The 23,590-nt window shown below is 45.8% G+C and carries 19 protein-coding genes; 10 read left to right on the plus strand and 9 right to left on the minus strand.

The window, feature by feature from the left end; all coding sequences use genetic code 11:
* Positions 1–2 precede the first annotated feature (2 nt).
* From BUB38_RS04140 to BUB38_RS04160, 5 genes are all read right to left on the minus strand, one after another.
* Positions 3–611, minus strand: coding sequence for a type IV toxin-antitoxin system AbiEi family antitoxin domain-containing protein (locus BUB38_RS04140; RefSeq protein WP_083541907.1), 609 nt, complete (start codon positions 609–611; stop codon positions 3–5).
* A gap of 121 nt (positions 612–732) precedes the next feature.
* Entirely contained in the window at positions 733–3,927 is a 3,195-nt protein-coding gene (gene ileS / locus BUB38_RS04145) for an isoleucine--tRNA ligase (RefSeq protein ID WP_073157475.1), read from the minus strand.
* Positions 3,928–4,269: 342 nt separating this feature from the next.
* A complete protein-coding gene (locus BUB38_RS04150) occupies positions 4,270–4,662 on the minus strand; it encodes a hypothetical protein (RefSeq protein WP_073157478.1) in 393 nt (130 codons plus the stop codon).
* A 116-nt stretch (positions 4,663–4,778) separates the two neighbouring features.
* Entirely contained in the window at positions 4,779–5,384 is a 606-nt protein-coding gene (locus BUB38_RS04155) for a hypothetical protein (protein WP_139258228.1), read from the minus strand.
* Positions 5,385–5,447: 63 nt separating this feature from the next.
* A complete protein-coding gene (locus BUB38_RS04160; RefSeq protein ID WP_073157484.1) occupies positions 5,448–6,320 on the minus strand; it encodes a patatin-like phospholipase family protein in 873 nt (290 codons plus the stop codon).
* A 168-nt stretch (positions 6,321–6,488) separates the two neighbouring features.
* Here BUB38_RS04160 and BUB38_RS04165 point away from each other — a divergent pair, with 168 nt between their 5' ends.
* Together BUB38_RS04165 and BUB38_RS04170 are read left to right on the plus strand one after the other, a co-directional pair.
* Positions 6,489–7,730 (plus strand): polysaccharide deacetylase family protein, encoded by a 1,242-nt coding sequence (locus tag BUB38_RS04165; protein WP_073157487.1) that lies wholly within the window; start codon positions 6,489–6,491, stop codon positions 7,728–7,730.
* Between the two features lie 137 nt (positions 7,731–7,867).
* A complete protein-coding gene (locus BUB38_RS04170; RefSeq protein WP_073157490.1) occupies positions 7,868–9,016 on the plus strand; it encodes a polysaccharide deacetylase family protein in 1,149 nt (382 codons plus the stop codon).
* Here BUB38_RS04170 and BUB38_RS04175 read toward each other — a convergent pair.
* Genes BUB38_RS04175 through BUB38_RS04185 form a run of 3 tightly spaced genes read right to left on the minus strand, consistent with a single transcriptional unit; the run spans position 8,997 to position 13,685 of the window.
* Positions 8,997–10,181, minus strand: coding sequence for an acyltransferase family protein (locus tag BUB38_RS04175; RefSeq protein WP_073157492.1), 1,185 nt, complete (start codon positions 10,179–10,181; stop codon positions 8,997–8,999). The two genes, BUB38_RS04170 and BUB38_RS04175, sit on opposite strands and share 20 nt — an antisense overlap.
* 4 nt (positions 10,182–10,185) lie before the next feature.
* Positions 10,186–11,358 (minus strand): hemolysin family protein, encoded by a 1,173-nt coding sequence (locus BUB38_RS04180; protein WP_083537926.1) that lies wholly within the window; start codon positions 11,356–11,358, stop codon positions 10,186–10,188.
* Positions 11,358–13,685, minus strand: coding sequence for a S49 family peptidase (locus tag BUB38_RS04185; RefSeq protein ID WP_073157918.1), 2,328 nt, complete (start codon positions 13,683–13,685; stop codon positions 11,358–11,360). Before BUB38_RS04185 ends, BUB38_RS04180 begins: the two co-directional genes overlap by 1 nt.
* 104 nt (positions 13,686–13,789) lie before the next feature.
* Here BUB38_RS04185 and BUB38_RS04190 point away from each other — a divergent pair, with 104 nt between their 5' ends.
* From BUB38_RS04190 to BUB38_RS04215, 6 genes are read left to right on the plus strand one after another with little or no spacing between them, the layout of a single operon-like run.
* Positions 13,790–15,229 (plus strand): lipopolysaccharide biosynthesis protein, encoded by a 1,440-nt coding sequence (locus BUB38_RS04190; RefSeq protein ID WP_073157495.1) that lies wholly within the window; start codon positions 13,790–13,792, stop codon positions 15,227–15,229.
* 1 nt (position 15,230) lies between these two features.
* On the plus strand, positions 15,231–16,343 hold the full coding sequence (locus BUB38_RS04195) for a DegT/DnrJ/EryC1/StrS family aminotransferase (protein ID WP_073157498.1): 1,113 nt from the start codon (positions 15,231–15,233) through the stop codon (positions 16,341–16,343).
* Positions 16,344–16,352: 9 nt separating this feature from the next.
* Positions 16,353–17,360, plus strand: coding sequence for an ATP-grasp domain-containing protein (locus BUB38_RS04200; protein ID WP_073157500.1), 1,008 nt, complete (start codon positions 16,353–16,355; stop codon positions 17,358–17,360).
* Positions 17,361–17,376: 16 nt separating this feature from the next.
* Positions 17,377–18,516, plus strand: coding sequence for an ATP-grasp domain-containing protein (locus BUB38_RS04205; protein WP_073157503.1), 1,140 nt, complete (start codon positions 17,377–17,379; stop codon positions 18,514–18,516).
* Entirely contained in the window at positions 18,517–19,599 is a 1,083-nt protein-coding gene (locus tag BUB38_RS04210) for an aspartate aminotransferase family protein (protein WP_073157506.1), read from the plus strand. It abuts the gene before it with no gap.
* Between the two features lie 22 nt (positions 19,600–19,621).
* Positions 19,622–20,587 (plus strand): glycosyltransferase, encoded by a 966-nt coding sequence (locus BUB38_RS04215; protein ID WP_073157508.1) that lies wholly within the window; start codon positions 19,622–19,624, stop codon positions 20,585–20,587.
* On the opposite strand, the gene BUB38_RS04220 is transcribed toward BUB38_RS04215, so the two are convergent.
* Positions 20,584–21,786 carry a CotH kinase family protein gene (locus tag BUB38_RS04220; protein WP_217650861.1) on the minus strand — a complete coding sequence of 401 codons (1,203 nt, stop codon included), beginning with the start codon at positions 21,784–21,786 and terminating at the stop codon, positions 20,584–20,586. The two genes, BUB38_RS04215 and BUB38_RS04220, sit on opposite strands and share 4 nt — an antisense overlap.
* A 317-nt stretch (positions 21,787–22,103) precedes the next feature.
* Here BUB38_RS04220 and BUB38_RS16885 point away from each other — a divergent pair, with 317 nt between their 5' ends.
* Complete coding sequence (locus tag BUB38_RS16885; RefSeq protein WP_073157920.1) at positions 22,104–22,526, plus strand: acyltransferase; 423 nt, start codon at positions 22,104–22,106, stop codon at positions 22,524–22,526.
* A 3-nt stretch (positions 22,527–22,529) separates the two neighbouring features.
* Positions 22,530–23,585: a glycosyltransferase family protein gene (locus BUB38_RS04230; RefSeq protein WP_073157513.1), complete on the plus strand. Its 1,056-nt coding sequence runs from the start codon at positions 22,530–22,532 to the stop codon at positions 23,583–23,585.
* The last annotated feature ends 5 nt before the right edge of the window (positions 23,586–23,590 follow it).

The following is a 23,590-nucleotide window of genomic DNA, read 5'->3' on the forward strand; positions in this document are numbered from 1 at the left end:
TTTCAGAGCAGCACCTCCAGGTAAGTTTTCAGAATTTTGGAAACCCTAAGTTTCTTCGCGTATTCTGCAAGCTTATTTAAGTCCTTGCCATCCCATGCAGCGAACCTCTTAATTGCCGCCAGCAACAGTTCGTTGCTTACGCGGGATCTGTTCTTGATCAAATCACAAATTGTTTTTTCCAGGTCATAGCAGCGAACGGTATTACCAAAAGGAGTTTTCACCTCCGTCACTCCCAAATCAAATAGTTCTGGCTTGCAAGTGAATACCCTGCAGGCATTTTTCAGAGACAATGACGGTGCATGTCCAAAGGGAACTGTTATTGAATGTTCAAAAGGAGTCCGTTCCGAGAAGCCGTGCAAGAAAAGGGCCGTTTCGTGAGAAATAATCAAATTATCTGAACGAGACGAAATCATGAAGATTTCATCTGGAATTGCATCTGGCAAAACATACTGCCCTTGCGCCACCCGGACAAGTTCGCCCAACTTGCACAAAGACGATAACTGGGCCCGTGAAATTCCCACTGACCCGGACTTTGAGGAAAGCACAACCCCATTGTAAGCAGCAGCCACATCTTTCAGCAAGCCAATTTCTTTTTTCTCTTTAAAACTCATATCATAAAATTATATCTTATTTTATGATATTTGTCAATAGCAGAAGAAATCCCCGAAGCGGTTAACTTCGGGGACCTTGTAAAATGGATTCTATCGGGGCGTTGCCCCTCCAGAATGACGATTAAGCCTTTACCGTAGTAAAGGAGAATTCTTCTCCATCGGCATCATTCTTTTCGAGGCCATCAGCGGTTGCAGCCCACTTAATTGCGGTGGCTTGCGTTTCGCCAGCAATATAAGCTTCGTTTTCAGCAACAGCCTGCTTGAACATTTCACTTTCAGAGAACAAGGTCACTTCGATCTTGTCAGTGATGGTGTAGTTCTGTTCCTTACGGCGGTTCTGGATGCGGTTTACCAGTTCGCGGGCCACGCAGGCGCGGCGCAGTTCGTCGGTAACGTTCAGGTCCAGAGCCACGGTGAAGTGACTGTCGGCGTCAACGGCAAGGCCTTCCGGCACAATGCGCTGGATCATGAGGCAGTCAGCACCCACTTCGCCGAATTCGAACTTGATGGTTTCACCACCCTGCAGAGCCTTGATTTCGTCAGCGCTCAGGCTGTTTAGCTTTGCAGAGATGACCTTCATGTTCTTGGCGTATTCAGGACCCTTGGCCTTGATGCCCAGGAAGTTGGGCTTTGCGGTAAGCTTCACCAGAACGGTTTCGTCTTCCAGGAACTTCATTTCGCGAACGTTCAGTTCTTCGAGGATGAGGTCCTTCATGGTTTCGGCAACGTCCTTTTCTACAGCACCATGGGGCACCACAGTCATGGAAGCAATCGGCATACGGTTCTTTACGTTGTTGGTAGCGCGGATAGCGCGGCCCATTTCAACCATACCGCGGACCATGGCAATACGCTGCACCAGAGCTTCGTCCTTCAAGGATTCGTCTGCGCTGGGGAATTCGCAGAGGTGTACGCTAACAGGTGCGTTGGCATCCACTTCGCGAACGAGAATCTGGTAGATTTCTTCGGCCAGGAGCGGCAGGAACGGAGCGAGAATCTTGCTGAAGTCCACCAGCACCTTGTACATGGTTGCATATGCTGCATTCTTATCGCCATCGTTTTCAGACTTCCAGAAGCGGCGGCGGCTACGACGGACGTACCAGTTGGTCAGGTCATCCACAGCAGCGATGATTGCGGGCACCACGTTGTACAGGCGATAAGCCTTCATTTCCACTTCGACCTTAGCGGCCAGATCCTGCAGGGTTGCAAGCATCCAGCGGTCCAGTTCGTTTTCAGACTTTACTTCCTGACCCGGTTTCCAGTTGAGCTGGCCCTTGGCGGCGTCTGCATTGTGGTTAGAAACGAAGAAGCTAACAGCGTTCCACAGCGGCAACATCACCTGCTTCACGATACCCTTCACGCCTTCTTCAGAGAAGCGCAGGTCTTCGGCCTTAAGGGCAGCAGAGTTGATGAGGAACAGACGGATGGCGTCTGCGCCGGTGCGTTCGATAAGTTCGTTGGGGTCCGGATAGTTCTTCTTGGACTTACTCATCTTGGAACCGTCTTCGGCCAAGATGATACCGTTCACGATCACGTTCTTGAAGGCGGGCTTCTGGAACAGAGCGTTAGAAAGAACAGTCAGGGTGTAGAACCAACCACGAGTCTGGTCAAGGCCTTCGGCAATGAAGTCAGCCGGGAAGCTCTTTTCAACCAGTTCCTTGTTTTCAAACGGATAGTGGCGGCTGGCGTAAGGCATGGAGCCAGATTCGAACCAGCAGTCAAACACTTCCGGAGTACGTTTGAATTCCTTGCCGTCCTTCTTGATGACAATCTTATCTACAAAGTGCTTGTGCAAGTCGTCCAGAGTTTCGCCGGTGAGGTCAGCCAATTCCTTGATGGAGCCCACAGCGATCATTTCGCCGTCATCAGCAATCCATACGGGAATCGGGGTACCCCAGAAACGGTTACGGGAAAGGTTCCAGTCGCGGGCGTTGGCAATCCACTTACCGAAGCGGCCGCTCTTGATGTGGTCGGGAACCCAGTTCACGGTCTGGTTGTTTTCGACCATCCATTCCTTCAAAGTCTTGGTGACACCTTCTGCGTTGGTGACTTCGCCATCGATCTTCAAGAACCAGGTCTTGAGGGCGCGGTACAGCAGAGGCACGCCGGTACGCCAGCAGTGGGGGTAGCTATGAACGAAGGTTTCGTGCTTGAACACGCGGCCCTGTTCCTTGAGGTAGGCGATAATGCTCTTGTCGGCTTCCTTTGCACCCAGGCCCTGCCACATGGGGACCTTGTCGGTGAACTTGCCTTCGGTATCCAGCGGGTCGAAAAGACCCAAGCCAAGGCTTGCACCAAGCTGGAAGTCTTCTTCACCGAAGGAAGGAGCGATATGCACAGCACCGGCACCGTCTTCGTCGCTAACAAAATCTGCAACGTAGATTGTGTAACGCTTTGCAAGTTCTTCCGGAGTTGCATAAGCGTCGCTAATGTGGAACAAAGCTTCGTACTTGAGACCAGCAAGGTCAGAGCCCATGCACTTGTCCACGATGTTTGGCTGCTTGAAGTAAGCGCCTGCGCGGGTACCCATGACCCAGAACTTCTTGCCGTCCTGTTCAACGCAAACGTATTCGGCGTCAGCCTTCACTGCAATAGCGAAGTTGGAAGGAAGAGTCCAGGGAGTGGTGGTCCAAACCAGGATGTTGGAACCAGCAAACTTAGCGTCGTCGGAAACCAGCGGGAAGATAAGAGTCAAGGACGGGTCCTGGCGATCCTTATAGCCCTGGTTGGTTTCGAAGTTGGAAAGCGGAGTTGCAAGAGCCGGGCTGTACGGCTGGATGCGGTAGCCCTGATAGATGAGGCCCTTGTCGAAGCACTGCTTGAACACCCACCACACAGATTCCATGAAGTTCTTGTCCATGGTCTTGTAGCCCTTGTCGAAGTCCACCCAACGGCCCATGCGGCGAACCGTCTTGCGCCATTCACCGGTGTACTTCAGAACCTTGCTACGGCAGGTTTCGTTAAACTTATCTACGCCCAGGTTCTGGATTTCGGCAACGCCAGCCAGACCTAGTTCATTCTGCACCAGAGATTCAATAGGCAGACCGTGGCAGTCCCAACCGAAACCGCGGGGAACCTTCTTGCCCTTCATGGTCCAGTAACGGGGAACGATATCCTTGATGGTACCAGCCAGCAAGTGACCATAGTGCGGAAGGCCCGTTGCAAACGGAGGGCCATCGTAGAAAGTATAGGGTGCAGTTTCCGGACGGCTGTCCAGAGACTTCTTAAAGCTATCATCCTTATCCCACAATCCGAGCACGCGCTCTTCGATCTGCGGGAAGGTTTCTTCCTTTTGTACTTCGCGGAATAACTTTGCCATTGTTTACCTCGGGGCATACAGCCCCCTATTAAATACGGGCGTAAATTTAGCAAAAGGCGAACATCGTGACATTCACGCTTGCGTGAAATGGCATGATTGAGCCGTACTAAATGCAAGCAAAGCTTGTCAGATAGAAAAAACAAAAAGGGGGGCAGCCGCCCCCTCGCTCCAACTTTTGCGCAAATCAGTCTAAAAAGCAGGCCGCGCAAAATTTTACGCTACCCCCACTCCTAAGGGGACACCCCTTAAAAACCCCGATAAATTTCAATCATCAAAGCACAGGTCCTCTTCTATCATCGGCAAAGAGACAAAGTAATAGCCATCACGGCAGCCCAATCGAGACTAAACAGAAAAATCGTAATTTTGAGCGTCATTTACCAATAAACTACTTTTGTAACCGAAAAGCCACGCAGTGTCTTGCAACGAAATTGCATAAATGTGTGTTTTCCCCATTATCAAGTCGTCAACATCAAGGACATTTATACTGTCATTTTCCTCAACATCAAAATAAACCTTCCCATTCTTTACGGTTGTATCATGTATGACATAACATCCATATACAACAAACCAATCCTCACGTTCAGAATCAATTTTCCCTTCATCATAGGTATAATGATAAAGGAGGTCTTCCTTATTTTTTCTATAGAGTAATTCGTTAACGCCTTCGCAAAGAACTTTGTCGCCTATATATGCTTTAACAGACTTGACCGGCTTTGTTGAAATTACGCTAATCACCGTAATTTAATTTGTATTAATTTCATTAGCGCACTTATAAGGATCAACACACGAGACCAACATGAGCGAACAAAATGCGAATAAAATTCTGCTCTTTCTCAAAAAAATTTCTCGCATTATTTCATCCTCTCTTGTTCTAAAATTTCATTAAACGCACCCATTCCTAAGGATACCAAATCGGAATATTGCCGATCTGATTTTACCGCTACGGGCAAATATTTTCCGACAAAGATTCTGTCAATTTCATCGCTAAACATAACCCGTTCCAATGTATTTAGTAAACTGGCTTCAAAAAGACTAAAATCAAGATTTACTTCAGCATTAAGCTCTCCAATAAGTTCAATTCCCAAAGAGGTAAAAACTGCATAGGGATGCATTTCCTCATACGTCATTTGCGGATTATCATAAAAAGCAATCCACTGATTCTGTATGGCCCGAGCCAGATAGCGATAAGCGGCTCTCTTTTCAGGACTGTCTGGAATTTTCGCATCAATTAGAGAATCCAGGTCATCCCTTACACCATTTCCATCTCTGTCATAACCTAAAATTTTTATTCTCGCCGTATCTGCGGCTGTTGCAACATCGTCGTAGTGCTCATTCGATACAGAGGGATGCAATTCATCTGCATTTTCAAACGAAGAACTAGATAAGTTCCTCCCCAAAGATATTAGGGCAGCTGTCAAGACGCTCAAGAATAAAAAAATCAAGAAAGCTTTTTTCATGCCAAAAAATATAAACAAAGCACCCCCAAGGGAGTGCCGTGTTTAATGACAATGCCGTCATCTCTAGGTGTTTTGCAAGAAGGATATGATTTGTTCTTCATGTTCCGTGAAATAACCACGCCAGATTTTTTCAAGTTCATCCAGCTTGTCATCGGCAACATCGTCCAACTTGTATTTTTTACCATTTGCAGACGGCGAAAGCACATGGACGTTTTCTCTACCGATATCAGCCATGACCTGGTAATCGCCACTCTTGCCAGAACGGGCAACCCATTCATTAAGCACGTAGCTACCCCAGCCAAGCAAGGTCTGGTTGTCTTCAACGCGAACCATCATATCCATGTCAGTATCAAAGGTAAGGATACGGTAATCGTCGCGGAAACCAGCTCTCTTCAAGCCTGCATTCAAAACCGCAATGGGAGAATTTGCCCACATGCCACCGTCGGCATACCAAGTATCGCCAAGTTTTTCAACGTCAAAGTAGGTAGGAGCACAAGTGGACGAAAGAACCGCGAACCACTTATCCACATCGGCATCGCCTCTGTCCCAAACCTTTTCTACAGACTTTTTACCATTGAGTCGAGTTGTGGGAATGAAAATCGGTTTTTCCCAATCGCTGCACTTACCCTTCATGCAGTCCATTAGAAGTTCTTTCAAGCGTGCATGATTATAAGTCGGCTTTTTAAGATCCTTAATGCGTTCCCACAAGGAATATTTCTTGAAAATATCCTTCAAGTTATCGCGGTAGAACTTACGGATCTTTTCTGCAGACATTCCCTCATCGAGGCAAGCCGCTACGATAGCGCCGGTAGAGGTACCACCAAAAGCGGCAGCATTCTTAGAAATCCAGCCTTCCCCAAGCTTCTTTTCAATTTCACACATCAGCGCAACCGGACCAATGCCCAGCGCACCACCACCATTAATAGATATAGCCAATTTATCTCTTCTCATAGCGGGCCAATTATAACATTTGTTAATACACCGTATTAACAGAATCCATACAATATGACTATTTCCTTACATCTTGTAATATTGGAAATGAAATTTTTTTGAAAAAAAAACATCCTGAGATCGTATTTTGTTCCCTAAGAATGGAAGAAAATTATGAACAGGATCATCAAAAAAGCATTTTTAGGGATTTCCGTAATCTGCGGGCTTGCTTCAGCAGGTTCCGTCAAAAGCCCCTTCGTAACAGTCCCCTGGAATGGCTATTCTGGCGCGGCCAGCTTTACCTTCGATGACGGATTCTACCAGGCAGAGCCTCTTTCCCAGATTCTCGAGGATATGCCCGAAGTCAAGGTGACTTTCTTCCTTACTAATATGGGTATGAACCTGCTTGACTACTTTGGCCCCACATACGCTGAACTTGCAAAACAGGGGCATGAAATCGGCAACCATACCAACAACCATTTCGACCTCACCTCCATTGCAGAATCCTCCCTGAAATCAGAAATTATCGATTTTGCCGGGGAACTGGAGCAAATCATGGGCTCTTATGGAGCTGAAGTGAGCGTCACATCCCACGCACTCCCCTACAGTCAAAACAGCGACATTGTTTCTAGCGTCATTGATGACCGCCATTTCATCAATCGCAGTGCAGGCGGACCGGGTAAACACGACTGGAATGTGGAACCCAACTGGAGCAATATGGATTCCAAGGTTTGGTACACCACCCCCAACGCCGAAGAAGATTTCCTCAACTCTATCGATGCTTCAGCCATGGCCCCTTCCTGGCTGGTTCTTCTCAATCATGGAATCGCCGATCTTGGAGAAGGTTATATCACCCAGGATCTGATGAAGGAATTCATTCAACGTGCCGTAAAAAACAATATGTGGGTTGCCCCCTTTAGCACAGTCGGGGCCTACTACCGCGCCCACTTTACCCTGGATACCGCCAAGGCCGTTGCCGATGGAAACAATATTACCGTCACATGGGAAATGCCCCACAAGAATATGCCCAAAAGCATTCCTCTCAAGGTCGTCATAAACGAAACTTTCGTCAGAGAAAATTTCGGCAACAATGCGAGCATCTACATCGAACAGGATGGTAAAAGAATCTACCCCGATGAAGACGGAATTTTCATTCTTGAATTCACTTCTTTAAAGGCAACCATCTACGGCTCCTCCAAGACTCCCGACACCAAGCCCTACATGGTTCGTTCCGACCTTAGAACACAAGACGATCCCTTCTCCGAAAACACAACGTACACCCTCCTGGATGCAAAGGGAAGACGCCTTGGTAATATTACCGAATTCAAAGTCCCCGATTTTATGCCCAAGGGCCCCTACATCATCATCTCAAAGACTCCTGGATTCGCCGCCAAGGTAAGAAAGGTCATCCACTAGAGAACAACAGCACCTCCAATCCAAAACTTTAAATTAATTTTGAAGAAACGTTTTGGATTTGACTTATGGCAAAAAAGAGTTTAGCGAAATCGGCGGTGAGAACACTCATCGCCACTTTAGGATTAACGAGTTTTAGTATGGCCGTGCCCCCTCTCACTACAGTTCCCTGGAACGGCCATGTCGGCGCCGCCAGTTTCACCTTTGATGACGCCATGGAAAATCAGGTGAAGAACCTGACTCCAATCCTGGAAGAAATGCCAGACGTCAGGGTGACCTTTTTCCTTTCAAACATGGGCGGAAACAGCCTTAGGCAAAACGGTGCAGGTTTCGCCAAACTGGCCAACATGGGCAACGAAATCGGCAACCATACCGACAACCATTTGCAACTCCCCGATCAAGATGACGCCAACCTAAAATCGGAAATTACTGATTTCGCTACGGAAATCGAAAAAGTCATGGCCGAAAACGGAGCCGAAATCAACATCACTTCCCACGCCACACCCTTCTGCGCCAACAACGAAAAAGTATCTGGCGAAATCAACCAGCATCATTTTATTAACCGCGACTGCGGCTGGCATGGGCGAAACGACTGGGATGTAGAACCGGAATGGTTAGGCATGGCCTCCCGAGTCTGGAATTCTTCGGAAACGGCGGACACAGAACTTCTAGAAGCGTTAGATACAGCCGCATTCATTGGCGATTTTTCAAATGCAAATCCGTGGGACGTTCAGGTAAAGGGAGGTTCCTGGCTAGTTCTGTTGAACCACGGCGTATCAGATGAAGGCGGTATGAGCATCACCCCCGAAGCCATAAAGAATGCCTTTCAACGTGCCCTAAAGAATGACTTGTGGGTAGCCCCATTTAGCACGGTAGGCGCCTACCATAAAGCACATTTTATAATGGATAAGGCAGAAGGTACCGCAAACGATAAGGAGTACAAGATCAGTTGGGAAATGCCCCACCCGCATATGCCCAAGAGCATTCCTCTCAAGGTAAAATTGAACGAAGAATTCCTGAAGGAATCCGGTTTTACTGCCGATGACAATATCGTTATCGAACAGAACAACAATGAAATTCAGCCCGACGAAAACGGGATCTACACCATTGAATTCTGCGATTTAAGTCTGACTATTAAAAAGTCGGCGGGAACATCTAAACTGAAATCCACCATTAGCACAAAACGCAAAACCGATGGCAATCACAGCGGCATTTTTGATTTGAACGGTAAGCGACTCAACACACGAAATCGCCCGAAAAATTCCACGCCTACTTTCCTTTTTCCTTAGCCTTCTTACGGCGCCAGGTCTTGAATTCGCTATATAACGTGCTGACGGTATAGACGAACAGCATAAACTTGACGGTATTCGCCGGCTGATTCAAGTTGCACATGCCCCAGGCAATGGTCATAATCGGCAGGTGAATCAGGTAAGGATAGAAAGAAGCCTTGCCCACTTTGCGTACAATTCCGACAGTGAAAAGCCTGGCCATAAAGCCCTTGCCGCTCAAAAGCGACACCAGGAACAATCCGTACAGCATCACCGGAACGGAATGGTGTGCAAAATAGTTCCAACCAGGATTGGCCTTGGGACTCATGATAAATAGGCTTCCGTAAATGGCGGCAAGTACCACAAACTGGGCTATGCCACTGACAAAATTCTTTTTCAGGTAGTCAAAGCAACCTTCATTGTACAATCTGAAAAGGACCATGCCGAAAAGGTATTCGAAAATTCGGACCGGAGCAAAAATGTGGAAGAAACGGTATTTGGCGCCGTAGCCATCAAACCAAAGATTTCCGCTAAAGCCAAAGAAAATGGCCCACAAAATTCCCGGAATAAACAGCGTGCCAAAAAGAATCCAGAGAGTACGATTATTCTGCTTGAACAACCAACGGCTAAACCAGGGCGTAATGGCATAACAGACGAAGAAGCTGGTAAGGGACCAGGAAGGTTCATTCAGTTTCATGCCCAGATCGGGAACAATGGACCATGTCAAAGTCAAGTGCAAAATCAAGCTGCGCCAGGGATGCGTCATATTGGCAAGACCCTTGCTCACACAATCTGAAACTTCACTCAAGCCCGGCAAATGGGTGTATCCGCTGAACTTCACGATCATGGCCACGAACATGAGCAAGGTCATAAAGAAGTGAAGGCGGTACAGTTTTGAAATGCGACCGAACATAAAGGGGATAACAGGAATGCGACGGTCGGGATCGCTAAACTTACTTGCAAAAAGGAAACCTGCCAGCACATAGAAAATACCAGCAGCAAACGCAGGAGCGCTAAGAATAGGCATCAGCCATTTATAGTCAGCCAAGTAGCCAAGGGCATTGGAACTGGCCAAGTGAAGCAGCACAATGTTCACGCTAGCCAACAGGCGAAGGCCATCCAAAGCGGGAAAGTAATTTTTCTTAGGTGCAGTCTTTGCAGAGGAATTCGTTACGGAATCGGTCATAATCTTACTGCCGTTGAGTGTCAGCGGAATTTTCGTTTGAAGTTGAATTTTGCGGGCGGGGAACAGCGACGTTTTCGCGAGTCACCACACTTTCGCGGGCCAACGCCGCCGTAGTACGGGTTACAGCACGACGCTGTTCACGCATACTGGCCAAAGCCTTGGAACGCTTACGGGCGGACTCCTGAAGGTCCACCGACTCATCATATTCATCTACGATTTCTCGGCCAAGAATTTCTTCAAGAACATCTTCGAGACTAACGACCCCCGCAATGGCGCCCCATTCATCCACAACGCCGACAATATGTCCACGCTGTTTCAAAAAACGGAGCAGCAACTTATCCAGAGTCAAGGAATCAGGAATCAGCTGAAGGGGACGCATCAACTGACGCAACTTAATATCTCGATGACCGTCAGCCAACTTGTTGTAGGCATCGCGCCTCAAAATCGTTCCAATCCAATTGTCCTTATTCTTTTCGTAAAGGGGAATTCGGGAGAACGGCCAGTTTCCGCGTTCGTCCAGGGATTCACCCAAAGTCTTATTGGCATCCAGCGAGAACACCACCTGGCGCGGTGTCATCACCTTACGCACGGGAACCGATTTCAGCGCAAGAATATTCTTGATCACCAGGGACTGCTGACGGTCAATCACGTCTTCACGCAGGCCAAGGCTAACAAGGCTGTTTATATCCTCGATGCTCACATCCTTCTTTTCCTCGGATTCTCGAGTCCAATGTTTCGTCAAAGTCAGACAGAGCCAGATTAGTCCAGTCCAGGAAAGAATCTTCGTAATGTAGTAGAACGGAACTGCAACTAGGGGGGCTACAATCTTGGCCTGTTTCACGCCGAGAGTCTTAGGCGTAATTTCACCAAAAAGAAGAATCAGGATGGTCAGCACAATAGGTAAGGCCACCTGACCTGCAGGAGGCAAATTCCTTACAGCCAAGGCCGTCGCCAAGGAAGCACCAACAGTATTGGCAACCGTATTCACCACAAGAACCGACGCAATATAACGGTCAATATTATCCTTTACATGGGACATATAGCGGGCCGTAAATTTCTTCTGTTTTTGCAGAAGTTCTATGGTAGCAGGAGGAATGCTATAAAAAGACGCTTCCGTCACAGAACAGAACGCAGACGCCCCAAGACACAGAAGAACTGTTATGACAATACCTAACATTATTCCATCTCCCACAAATTGGGTTCAATGGCCCACAACTGAGTCTGATTCATTTCAGTAATGAAATTCACAAAAGCCTTAGAACTAGGCATCGGCAAAGTATAAGCCTTGTCAGAATCAAGAATCATCAAATCCACATCCGTAGACTTACTTACTCCAGCAAGATCCTTTGCCGCAGCGATGGCATCATCGATACCGCCCAGCTTATGAACAAGCCCCGCAGCAACAGCCTTCAAGCCCAACATAACACGTCCGCCACCATAACTGGAATCTACCGTAGCCTGGGGAATACCAGTCGCCCTCGAAACCACGCCAGTAAAGCGGTCATAGAAATCATCCATGTATTCCTGGAGAGCCGACTTTTCCACATCGGTCCACGGACGGACAAAAGTCTCGGCATCCGCATAATCGTGAGTTTTCACCGGTTCTGCACGAAGTCCCAACTTACTCATGAGTCCCGAGGCGTCAACCTTGCCGCCATAAATACCGATGCTACCCACGATGGCCATGGGTTCTGCCACAATAAGGTCTGCACCACAGGCAATATAATAACCGCCAGAAGCACCCATATGACCAATGCTAGCCACCACAGGAATTCCCCTTTCGCTTACATGGCGAAGTGCCGCCCAAATCTTATCAGAGGCAATAGCGCTTCCGCCAGGAGACGAAATGCGGACAATCAACGCTTCTGCACCAGATCCAGGCAACTTGCGAAGAGATTCCGAAACAGATCGTTCCATGCGATTATCAATGGACCCATCAATATTCAGAACAGCAAACTTTGTGCGGGGAGTCCAACTTTCATTGAAAATCTTCTTGTCTGTAGGACGCCAGGTGCGGTAACTAGCCCAAGGCGCATCAAAACCAAAGAAAGACTTGATTGCATAGGCGGGAACCTGGTCAATATACAGCATGGTATCCACAAGCCCAGCCTTCTGTGCAGCCTTCGCCGTAACCATAGGCTTTGTAGCAAGCGTATCTAGATAGGCCACTGCAGAATCGATCGACATGGTCTTGGCGATTTTACGATTAGCAATAATCAACTCAAGAGTTTTCCACAAATCCCTATACAGGGAATCCATATTGGAACGGGCCTCCACAGACATGGAATCGGCAATATAAGGTTCTACGGCAGACTTGAATTTACCATGACGCAGGAATTCAACTTTTACACCAAGCTTGTCAAACAGACCTTTATAGAATAAGATGTTTCCGCCCAGGCCACGCCAATTCAGATGAGCCGAAGGCTCCACCACAATACGATCTGCATTGGAAGCTGCCAAAAGGACAGATGGACGAATATCATCAAGATAGGCAACCACCTTGCCCCCGCGAGCACGATGCTTCATCACACAACGGTTGATTTCATCGGACACTCCGATGTTTCCCTTATAGCCCGAAAAGTCAAGAATGACAAGACCACTAGAAGGATCACGGAACATATGTTCAAAAAGATTGCGGACCTTCCAGATACTAATGGAACTCTTGCGGAAAAATGCAAATTCATCCTCCCGTTCAGACACTTCCATATCCAGGGGTACACGAATAATCTGGGCACTCAAACTTGAACGAGGATTGCGGGCAGAATGAAATCCCCAGGCGCCGCCCTTGGGCAACAAATCGTCATACACATGCAAGGCGAAATTGTTGTAACCCCCGATAGGCATCGAAAAACTCAGTCGATACCCGTCATCCCCATAAACGGGTAGCTTAAGTCCCCAGCGGAAACCATAAGATTCCAGTTCTAACAAGAGACGATGATTCTCGAAATTTTCAACGTCATAGCTAAGGCTGAAAAAATACCCCAGACGAAGGGTCGCTCCAAAATTATGAATTCTCTTCTGGGATTCCGGACCGATAAAAAGCAGATTATCACAGGAATAGCCAAGAGAGAGACTGCGGAAAGGGCGAATCAGGACACCAGGCGCATAACTCCACTCCGTCCCACGGAATTCAGAACTGCGGAAGGCCGTAATGCGTGTTCCCAAAAACAGGTAGCGGTTCAACCAGTCAGAACCGTGAGTTAGACTCCAACGTGATTCATCAAGCCCATCGGGCCCCTGCACATAATCAAAACCAGCAGCCCAATGATCCAAATTACCGCCGGCACGAATATTGGTAATTCCATTGTCAAAATCGTAGGAAACCAAGCCGCCCTTGGAATCAAAAGCAGGCACCCCCGCAGGGTTCCCCCAGATTCCATGTTCATTTTCCAGGGATACAAAACCCGACTCGCCAGGAATATAGGCGAAGGCCATCGAAACAAAAAAAACAATAAACACCGCAATCAATCGGGTGCTTTTCAAATAGTCAAATCCATTCTTCATAAACGCCATCACTATATAACATATAAAATTCACGAATATGTTTTTTTCTAAATTTGCCGTGGAAAGCATAAATACAATTCCCTAACAAGGGGAGTCTAGGTATAATGGCAGACAATTTAAAGAAAAAAACCGCGCACGGAGTCATTTGGAGTGCCATAGAGAGATTTTCTACGCAGGGTGTTCAGTTCTTATTCGGCATCATCCTTGCTCGAATGCTTACGCCTGCAGACTATGGTGTAATCGCCATGCTAACCGTCTTTCTGGCCATCAGCCAGACATTCATTGACAGCGGCTTTTCAAATGCAATTATCCGAAAAATTGACCGTACAGAAAAGGATATGGCCACCATGTTCTTCTTCAATATCGGTATGTCTCTGTTTTGCTATGCAGTCATATTCCTGTTGGCACCATTCATCGCGCAATTCTACGCTATGCCAGAACTCACTCTCGTTTTACGAGTTCTTGCTTTAAAGATTATCGTACAATCCTTTAACGCGGTCCAGACAACAACACTTGTCATAAGAATTGACTTCAAGAAACAGGCTAAAATTTCGCTTGTGTGCGCAGTCATTTCCGGCGCCGTAGGCATCTTCTTTGCATACAATGGTTATGGAGTCTGGGCACTAGTCATCCAGGCGCTCTTCAGCACCGTACTCATGTCTACCCTATATTGGCTTGTCGTACGTTGGCGTCCCACCTGTTTTTTCTCCAGGGAATCCTTTAAGTATCTGTTCTCCTATGGTTCAAAGTTGCTCATTTCCGGAATCATTGACACCGTCTACAACAACATTTATCCGCTTATAATCGGAAAGTACTACACCCCCGCCCAGCTGGGAGGATACTCCAAGGCCGAACATTTTGCCCAATTCCCTTCGCTCAACATCACCCGCATTCTGCAACGAGTATCATTCCCGGTCCTCAGCAAAATGCAGAACGAACCTGAGCGTATGCGCAACGGTTATTTGAAATTTTTAAACATGTCCACCTTTATCGTATTCCCGTTAATGATGGGCCTGTTCGCACTGGCAAAACCATGTACATTACTTTTCCTGACAGATCGTTGGGAAGGTATGATCATCCTGCTTCAAATTCTTTGCCTTGCCATGATGTGGTACCCTGTACATGCAATCAACCTAAATATGCTCCAGGTTCTCGGCAGATCCGACCTTTTCCTAAAGTTGGAAATCATCAAGAAAACGGTTGGATTTACCATCCTCATCATCACCCTTCAAATGGGTGTTTTGGAAATGTGCATCGGCCAGGTCATCTCCACATGGATAAGTCTTTTCATAAACACATTCTATTCCGGTAGGTTTTTGAAAGCCGGTTTTTTCACTCAGATGAAGTTCCTGTTCCCCGCATTCCTGAATGTATCCATTATGGCAGCACTAGTCATAGGGATAAACAGCCTGCTACCTGAGAAACAGTATGCTTTGCAGATTGCAACAGGAATAGCAGTAGGTTGCATTTACTATTTTATCACCAGTTATCTCTTTAATAAGAAGACCATTGACGAACTACTAAGCATGATCAAGAGGAAATAAAATGGACAACAAGCTGATTACAGTTACCTCCCCGCTCCTCCCGTCTCTGGACGAGTTCATTCCCATGCTTCAAGACATCTGGGACCGCAAATGGTTAACAAACAATGGTCACTATCATGAAGAACTGGAAAAAGCCCTGGCAGATTACCTCGGCGTAAAATACATCAGCCTGTTCACCAACGGCACGCTGCCCCTGATTACCGCTCTGCAGGCGATGAAAATTACTGGAGAAGTGATTACCACACCCTATAGTTTTGTGGCAACCACCCACTCAATCTGGTGGAACGGACTGAAACCGGTATTTGTAGATGTTGATGAAGAAACTGGCAACATCGACCCCGAAAAAATTGAAGCAGCCATTACCCCGCACACCACGGCCATTATGCCCGTCCATGTGTACGGAACCCCCTGCAACATGAAGCGCATCCAGGAAATCGCAGACATCTATGGTCTGAAGATTATCTATGATGCCGCCCACGCCTTTGGCGTCAAAAAAGATGGTGAATCCGTATTGAAGGCAGGCGACATGAGCACCCTCAGTTTCCATGCCACCAAGGTTTACAACACCATCGAAGGTGGTGCCTTAGTTTGCCATGACGAAGCCACCAAAAGGCGAATCGACTTCCTCAAGAACTTCGGTTTCAACGGCGAAACAACCGTGGTCGCCCCGGGCATCAACAGCAAGATGGATGAGATTCGTTCGGCATACGGCTTGCTGAACTTGAAGCAGGTGGACAGCGCCATCGAAAAACGTCAGGCCGTAGCAAACAGATATCGCGAAGCATTCAAGAACATCCCGGGAATCCGATTCCTCCAGGATATTGAAGGTGTTCGACACAACTATGCCTACTTCCCCATCTTCATTAGCGAAGAATACGGCATCAGTCGCGACGCCCTTTACGCAAAATTGCAAGAGCACAATATTTTTGGGCGCCGCTACTTCTACCCGCTAATCAGCACCTTCAGTGCCTACAAGGGGTTGGAATCCGCTGACCCCAAGAATCTTCCTGTAGCACATAAACTTGCCGACCAGGTGCTCTGTCTGCCCATGTTCGCCGGCCTTGACGAAGAAGGTGTGAACAGAGTTATTGACGTCGTAGTCAACAAGAAATAGGTTTATACAATGAACATTCTTCTCACATCTGCCGGCCGCAGAACTTACCTAGTAAAATACTTCAAGGATGCACTGAGGGGAACAGGAAAGGTTTTTGCATCCAACAGCATTCTCACTTACACGCTATTGCAAGCCGATGATTACGTATTGACGCCAAACATCTATGACGACCGATACATTAATTTTCTAATTGATTACTGCAAAGAAAAACAAATCAGCGCTATCATTTCTTTATTTGACATAGATCTTCCCGTTCTCGCAAAAAATCGACATTCCTTTGAAAAAGCAGGAATAAAACTTGTTGTTTCCAGCGTGGAAGCCACATCTATCTGCAACGACAAATGGGAGACCTTTAAATTTTTATCAAATATTGGAATCAAGCAATCTCCAGCTTTTATTCGTCTAAACGACGCAAAAGACGCTCTACAGAACGGCTCTTTGAACTATCCACTTTTTTTAAAGCCTCGTTGGGGTATGGGTTCCATCGGCATATACAAAGCAGAAAACAATGAAGAGTTGGAAGTTCTTTACAAAAAACTTCATAGGGAAATTTTCAATACTTACTTGAAGTACGAATCTGCCGCCGACACGGAAAAATGCATTATCATCCAACAAGCAATCAAAGGGCAGGAATACGGCATCGAGATTCTAAACGACCTTGACGGCAACTACGTCACCGTATTTGCAAAGAAAAAAATAGCCATGCGATCCGGTGAAACAGACGTCGCAGAAACTGTACCCACCAAGCCCTTTGAAAACGTGGCAAAAAACATTTCTTCAAATATAAAGCACATTGCTCTATTAGACGCCGACTGTTTTGTTACAGAAGATGGCGACATTTATGTACTGGAAATGAATTGCCGTTTTGGAGGGCAATACCCGTTCACACACAATGCCGGCGTAAACGTTCCAAAGCAAATCGTGAAATGGTTAAATAACGAAGGCACAGACAGCAAACTCATTTGCCAAACAGACGGCGTAAAAAGTTGCAAAGAACTTTTGCCTGTCACATTCTAAAACCCAAGGATTTACAATGTTAACTATTGCAATTATCGGTGCAGGTGTAATGGCCAAAATCCTAGCAACAAGGGCCAAGGAACTTAATGTAAAAACACTTTGTTTTGCCTGGGCCAAAGGTGCCATAGCAAAGGATTCTGTCGATGAATTTCATGACATCGACATCTTCGACACAAACAGAATTATCGATATCTGCAAAGAAAAAAATGTTGATGGGGTTCTCGCCACTACAGAACTCACTGTAAAAATAGCATCTATTGTCGCGAACGCCCTCGGCCTCAATACAAGTCCTCTCGAAGTCATGGGGAACATCACCAATAAAAGTTGGGTCCGCAACAAAGGGAAGAATTTCAAATTCATCAAGCAACCATTCTATAAGGAAGTCACAAACCTTGACGAGGTCATCAAGGTCGAGTCCTTCCCAGTCATTGTAAAGCCAGCTTCTTATGGTGGCAAGCGCGGCATCACAGTCGTATTCTCGGAAGACGAATTCCAAGGAGCAATCAACTACGCCAAAGAAACTATCGGGACACGAAACAAAGACGGCATCATCATAGAGCAATTCCTTGACAAAGGGCAGGAATATTCAGTCGAGTCCCTGTCCTTCCGCAAAAAGCACTTCGTCATCCAAGTTACGCAAAAGGACAGTTCCGGCGCCCCTCATTGTGTAGAACTTGGGCATCATCAGCCGGCAGCCCTTACCGCTGAAATGCGAAAGAAAGTAGAAACAGCCATCAAGGACATGCTTGAATGCGTCGGCATTGAAAATGGACCGTGCCATACCGAAATTAAAATCATCGATGGCGAAATCTACTTGATTGAAATCAATGCAAGGCCCGGTGGAGATTGCATTACATATCCGCTCACGGAACTGAGCACCGGGTACAAATTCCTCACAGGCATAATCCTTGCTGCCTGCAATGTCTTTTACGATCCTGAATTTTACCATTCAGAACAAAAGTTCGCTGGCATCTATTTCATATCAAAACAAACAGCCCATTTAAAGCCGCTCTTTGACAATTGCGATGGAAAGCCTTGGCTTTACCAAAAGAATTTCGTTTCCGAGGAACTTCAAGAAATCACGCACAACGACGCAACACACCTTAACAGCCTAATCTACTACGCCGACAAAAAAATAGATTTGGGGGATGCATAGTTGCAAAGAGAAATTGGCGGAAACATTCCACTCAAAGAAGATGTGCTAAATCAGCAGCCATCAACAAAAGAAGTATTCGGTTGTTCGAAGTTCAAATACAATCTTTATACATTTTCTGCAAGATCCGCCCTAAACGTGTATCTCGACGAAATCTACAGCGGAGAGAAAAATGTAGTCTTGCCGATTTACACATGCGAGACATGTATAAAGCCTTTCGTTGATCACGGATTCAACATAGAATACTACAGAATCAACGAAGATTTGTCCATCAACGAAGATTCTCTTGTAACCGAACTAGAGAAAATAGCATACAACGGCATTCTCTACGTCCATTCTTATTTTGGATTTGACACGTTATCAAAAGCAAAGCCATTACTGAAGAAGCTTCGCCAGAAAAACGAGCTGACAATTATCGACGATTATACGCAATCCTGGTTAAACAAAAAAAAAGAAATTGAAGCGGACATATACCTGTGCAGCATACGCAAATGGCTATCAACTCCCGATGGTGGAGTTTTGTCTTCCGACACACAACCTCTTCAAAGCAAGAACATTAAGCCCTTTTGTGAAGAACAAGTCAACGAATATATAGAGGCGTCCCTTTTAAAAAATCGTTTTTTAGAAAATGACCCCAGTGTAGAAAAATCGCAATTCTACCCCCTATTCAAGCACACCATTGAATATTTCGAACACAAAGAGGCGTACGCACTTTCCCCAATATCAAAAGTCATCTTCGACACGGCGAATTATGACTTTGTGATTAACCAGCGAATCAAAAACGCAAAATTTCTTAGCCAAAACATAAACAACAATATTGTTGAAAAAATATTCAATGACATTCCACAGGGAATTGTACCTTTCTACTACCCTATTTACATAAAAAATGGCAGACGCGCAGACCTTCAAAAACATCTAATAGAAAACAACATTTTTTGTACTATTCACTGGACTCCGTCAAAAATCATAGCAGAAAGACCCGAAATCGCCCAAATTTACCCCAATATATTATCACTGGTTTGCGACCAACGCTACAGTACCGACGACATGACGCGATTCGTTGAAGCCATCAACAATTTCAAGTGATATTTTTTAGTAAATTGAAAATATGACACAACAACCATTGGTTTCCATCCTCTGCGCAACATACAATCAAGAAAAATACATTGCGCAAACCATCGAGGGCTTTCTTTTACAGAAGGTTAATTTCCCTATCGAAATCATCATCCATGATGACGCCTCCACAGACGGCACCGCAAAAATCGTACGGGAATACGCAGAAAAATACCCTGACTTAATCAAGCCTATTCTTCAGACCGAAAATCAATATTCCAAAAAAGTCAGCGTCTGGAACACCTTCGTCTATCCCAAAGCTCAAGGAAAATATTACGCGGAGTGCGAAGGCGATGATTATTGGATAGACCCGAATAAATTGCAAAGACAAGTTGATTTTCTAGAAAGTCATCCTGATTACATCTTTTCTCACACGGCTTTCCAATATTACGATCAGACCAACGACAAATTTCTAGAAGATAAATCAATTCAACAGAATTTGGATATTCAGAAAAATAAGCAAAGCGATTTAAGCCTCTATATCCTAGACGCCAATCAGTACCGAGTCCAAACGGTCACCACCGTCTACAGAAGTTCTCTCTGGTCCAAGATTAACGACGACTTCGCAATAAGCAAATATTTCCTCATGGGAGATACACAGCTATTCTTCTTCGCATCGACTCTTGGTAAAATCCACTACGATCCCACAGTCACATCAGTCTATCGTCTGACGCCCAACTCCGCTTGCCACAGAGGCGAAAAGAACAAGGCTCAATACCGATTCAATCTATCCTGCGAAGAAATGCGCGTGTACCTTTCCAAGTACATCAAAGACGAAGCCATCATCCAGAAATTCAAAAAGGATTTTGGAAAGGCCCTTATTCGCTATGCTGTATTCGATCCGACATTTCGCTCTAAAATCAACGAGGGCGTCATTTCGGCAAAACAGAAGATAGCCTTATTCTGCGCAAGACACAGCAGAATCGCCAGAAGAATCATAAAGAAGAAATGGAGACTCTAGGGAGTATTTTCATTAATCCATCTTCGTCTTCCGACGACCCACTTCCTTAAATTATTTACGGCTTCTCCATAGTTCCGAACACTATTGGAAATCCACTTGCCATGTTCATGAAGGATATCCCAGCGCTTAAAGTTGTTTTGCGCAGGTAATTCTAGGGCTACCCCAAGAGAATCAATAATTCCCTCAGCCCCTTCAAAAATCGGGCTTAACTTTTTCCAATACCGGTCAACTGTATCTGCAAAAGCCTTATTTGAAAATAATCTTGCATTCCAATAAGCATCTCTAGTTCGCCAATTTTCGCTTAACGCAAGAGCCTCGTTATAAATTCGCATTCCCCCAAAAGCTACATCAAAATCCCAAACAGGCCCCATTTTTATCGGGCAACCATCCGACCAGGTAAAATAGACGCTGGTAAAATAATTCGCATCTGGATTTTTCGCAAATTCCTGAATCCAAAAATGTTTTGAAAAAGCGTCAATGTCAATCCATTCAGAGATTTCCTCTATAGACGCCCCTTCAACCGTCAGCAAGAATCTTTCAAACGATTCAACATGATTTAACAATTTTTCCAAAGAACTGTCCGAAGCATTTTTAGGGTAATGAATTCGGAATGGCTTATTCGTATCTAACACATTGGCAAATACAACTTGTTCTCCTTCGTTATATTTGGCATCAAACTCCACCAGATAGGAATCCACATCTTCAGGGAGATTTACCTTATTTTTTCGGACTTCGATACTCTCTGTCAACAGGTAAACGCCCAGATATTCGCTATTTAAATAAAATTCAAAAAATTCACTTCGCGGAGAAAATTCCATTCCAATGTCAGATGCCAACCTATAAGCCAAATGATTTTTCATCAAACTTTTATCTGCATAGTTGGCGACAAGAACCCACTCCTTATTTCGAGGCATCCCCAGCATTGATTTTTTTTCTTCAAAAACGATTTTATAGCCCCGTTTCGGCATATCATTCCAGCTGGAGTTCCCACGTCCCTTGATGCGCATCTTTAACGATTCTCCCTGTGCAGAATCTTCCCCATACACACGCATGCTAGCCCATGTATAAACGCCCTTCTCAATATCACGCTCGCAAGAATCCGTCTCTATGACAATACGCTGAAGCCCAACAAAGGGATACTCAGAATTTTCAAATGGAAATTCATCTTCAAGAGCTATACTTTCTACGCAGGAAGCCAACGAAGATTCCGATGCGCCTTGACCAAAGGAATCATCATCCTGTGACGTTTCCGTACAGGACAATAGCATAAACGCTAGAAAAAAAAGGCAGACCGTTCTTAAAAGCAAGCAATACCTCAAATAGATTTATGTTTCTACCCCGAACAAGCCAAAACAATAAAACTTATAATTATCTATATTAGTAATAAATACAAAAAAAAATTATGACTTTCAAACAAAAATACCAGCTATTCAAGACAGAAGTCATCCGACCGTGGATACTTTCATTTCCGAGCCGCAGAATTCGTACACGCTACCTAAAAAAGATCCTGGGAAAGATGGGCGAAGGAGTCTCCTTTCTGCGCCATGTCAAGCTGTTATACCCTAAAGGCATTTCCGTCGGGGATCGAGTCATCATCAATCAAGATGTACTTTTGGACGGCCGTGGAACGCTAGAAATTGAAAACGACACAGACATTGCAACAAATGTAATGATCTGGACCATGGACCACGACCCCAATAGTGAAACTCACGAATCCAGGGCAGGCAAGGTTCATATCGGTCACCATGTATGGATCGCTTCAAGGGCAACCATACTTCCCGGAGTAACAATCGGGAACGGAGCAGTCGTTGCATCAAATGCCGTCGTCACCAAAGATGTTCCCGCCAATGCAATCGTCGCAGGCGTACCCGCCAAAGTAATCGGCGAACGAAAGAATTCGCTCCAGTACAAGCACGACTTCCACCCCCTTTTCCGCTAGCCCATGAAGATTTATTTTGGCATTGACGAAAACGATTGTTTCAATCCGTATGTTTCGATTCTTATAAAGCGTCTAAAAGAAATAGACGACACCCTGGAAGTTGTTTCGGGAATTCAAACCTTCTGGAATGAAGAAATATTATCCTGCAACATCATACACATCCACTGGCCAGATATTCTTCTAAAGAACACAAATAGGACCCCAGAGGATCTGGGGTTACGTCTGCAAGCTATCAAGGAAAAGGGCGGCAAGATTGTAGCAACATGTCACAACATCAAGCCACACTTTGCAAAGTTTCCCTGGCAAACAGAAGCCTACACAGTGGTCTACGAATTATGCGACATGATCTTGCACATGGGGAACTACAGTCAAAACCTGTTCAAGGAATTGTATCCTCGCAGCAGACACGAAATTCTCCCCCATCATATCTATGATGACAGATACAAGGATCCCGTCACAAAAGAAGAGGCTGCAAAAAAACTTGGACTAAGCACCAAGTACACTTACATTCTATGCCTTGGAGCCTTTAGAGACCAGCAGGAACGAGATTTACTACTCGGGCTAACCGACTTCCTAAAGAAGAATTCCATCAAGATTCTTGCCCCATCATTCTTCATCGAGCGAAAGACAAAGGGCATCCGAATTTACCTGCGCCACGCAAAGACAAAGCTAAAATGTCTATTGCTGAATTTACTGCACAACATCAAGACAAGTGCAAAAATCATTCCCGAAGAGGAGATTCCCTTATTCGGAGCGATGGCAGACCTGATGCTATTGCAGCGCGTTGTCATTCTAAATTCAGGGAACGCCTCTATGGGATTCTATCTCGGCAAAGTTGTCGTAGGCCCCGATACAGGAAATGTAGGTCCGTTCCTGAAGGAATCCGGGAACCCCGTATTTGAAGTAGGCAGCAAGGAATCTCTGATATCCAGCATAAAGGAAGGCTTGGCGCAGGCTGCCGCCGGGTACGGCCAGAAGAACAAGACTTACGCACAACGGCATCTATCCAGCAAGACCATTTCTAGACAGCTTCTTGATTTTTACAAGAGCCTCCTGTAACTAAT

The organism is Fibrobacter sp. UWH5 (assembly GCF_900142505.1).
Lineage (GTDB): Bacteria > Fibrobacterota > Fibrobacteria > Fibrobacterales > Fibrobacteraceae > Fibrobacter.

Excerpts from the sequence above, each read along its gene's own strand:
- BUB38_RS04170 (WP_073157490.1), top strand. The coding sequence starts at position 7,868 with ATGGCCGTGCCCCCTCTCACTACAGTTCCCTGGAACGGCCATGTCGGC.
- BUB38_RS04200 (WP_073157500.1), top strand. The coding sequence starts at position 16,353 with ATGAACATTCTTCTCACATCTGCCGGCCGCAGAACTTACCTAGTAAAA.
- BUB38_RS04175 (WP_073157492.1), bottom strand. The coding sequence starts at position 10,181 with ATGACCGATTCCGTAACGAATTCCTCTGCAAAGACTGCACCTAAGAAA.
- BUB38_RS04215 (WP_073157508.1), top strand. The coding sequence starts at position 19,622 with ATGACACAACAACCATTGGTTTCCATCCTCTGCGCAACATACAATCAA.
- BUB38_RS04185 (WP_073157918.1), bottom strand. The coding sequence starts at position 13,685 with ATGAAGAATGGATTTGACTATTTGAAAAGCACCCGATTGATTGCGGTG.
- BUB38_RS04190 (WP_073157495.1), top strand. The coding sequence starts at position 13,790 with ATGGCAGACAATTTAAAGAAAAAAACCGCGCACGGAGTCATTTGGAGT.
- BUB38_RS16885 (WP_073157920.1), top strand. The coding sequence starts at position 22,104 with ATGGGCGAAGGAGTCTCCTTTCTGCGCCATGTCAAGCTGTTATACCCT.
- BUB38_RS04140 (WP_083541907.1), bottom strand. The coding sequence starts at position 611 with ATGAGTTTTAAAGAGAAAAAAGAAATTGGCTTGCTGAAAGATGTGGCT.
- BUB38_RS04180 (WP_083537926.1), bottom strand. The coding sequence starts at position 11,358 with ATGTTAGGTATTGTCATAACAGTTCTTCTGTGTCTTGGGGCGTCTGCG.
- BUB38_RS04205 (WP_073157503.1), top strand. The coding sequence starts at position 17,377 with ATGTTAACTATTGCAATTATCGGTGCAGGTGTAATGGCCAAAATCCTA.
- BUB38_RS04155 (WP_139258228.1), bottom strand. The coding sequence starts at position 5,384 with ATGAAAAAAGCTTTCTTGATTTTTTTATTCTTGAGCGTCTTGACAGCT.
- BUB38_RS04230 (WP_073157513.1), top strand. The coding sequence starts at position 22,530 with ATGAAGATTTATTTTGGCATTGACGAAAACGATTGTTTCAATCCGTAT.
- BUB38_RS04195 (WP_073157498.1), top strand. The coding sequence starts at position 15,231 with ATGGACAACAAGCTGATTACAGTTACCTCCCCGCTCCTCCCGTCTCTG.
- ileS (WP_073157475.1), bottom strand. The coding sequence starts at position 3,927 with ATGGCAAAGTTATTCCGCGAAGTACAAAAGGAAGAAACCTTCCCGCAG.
- BUB38_RS04165 (WP_073157487.1), top strand. The coding sequence starts at position 6,489 with ATGAACAGGATCATCAAAAAAGCATTTTTAGGGATTTCCGTAATCTGC.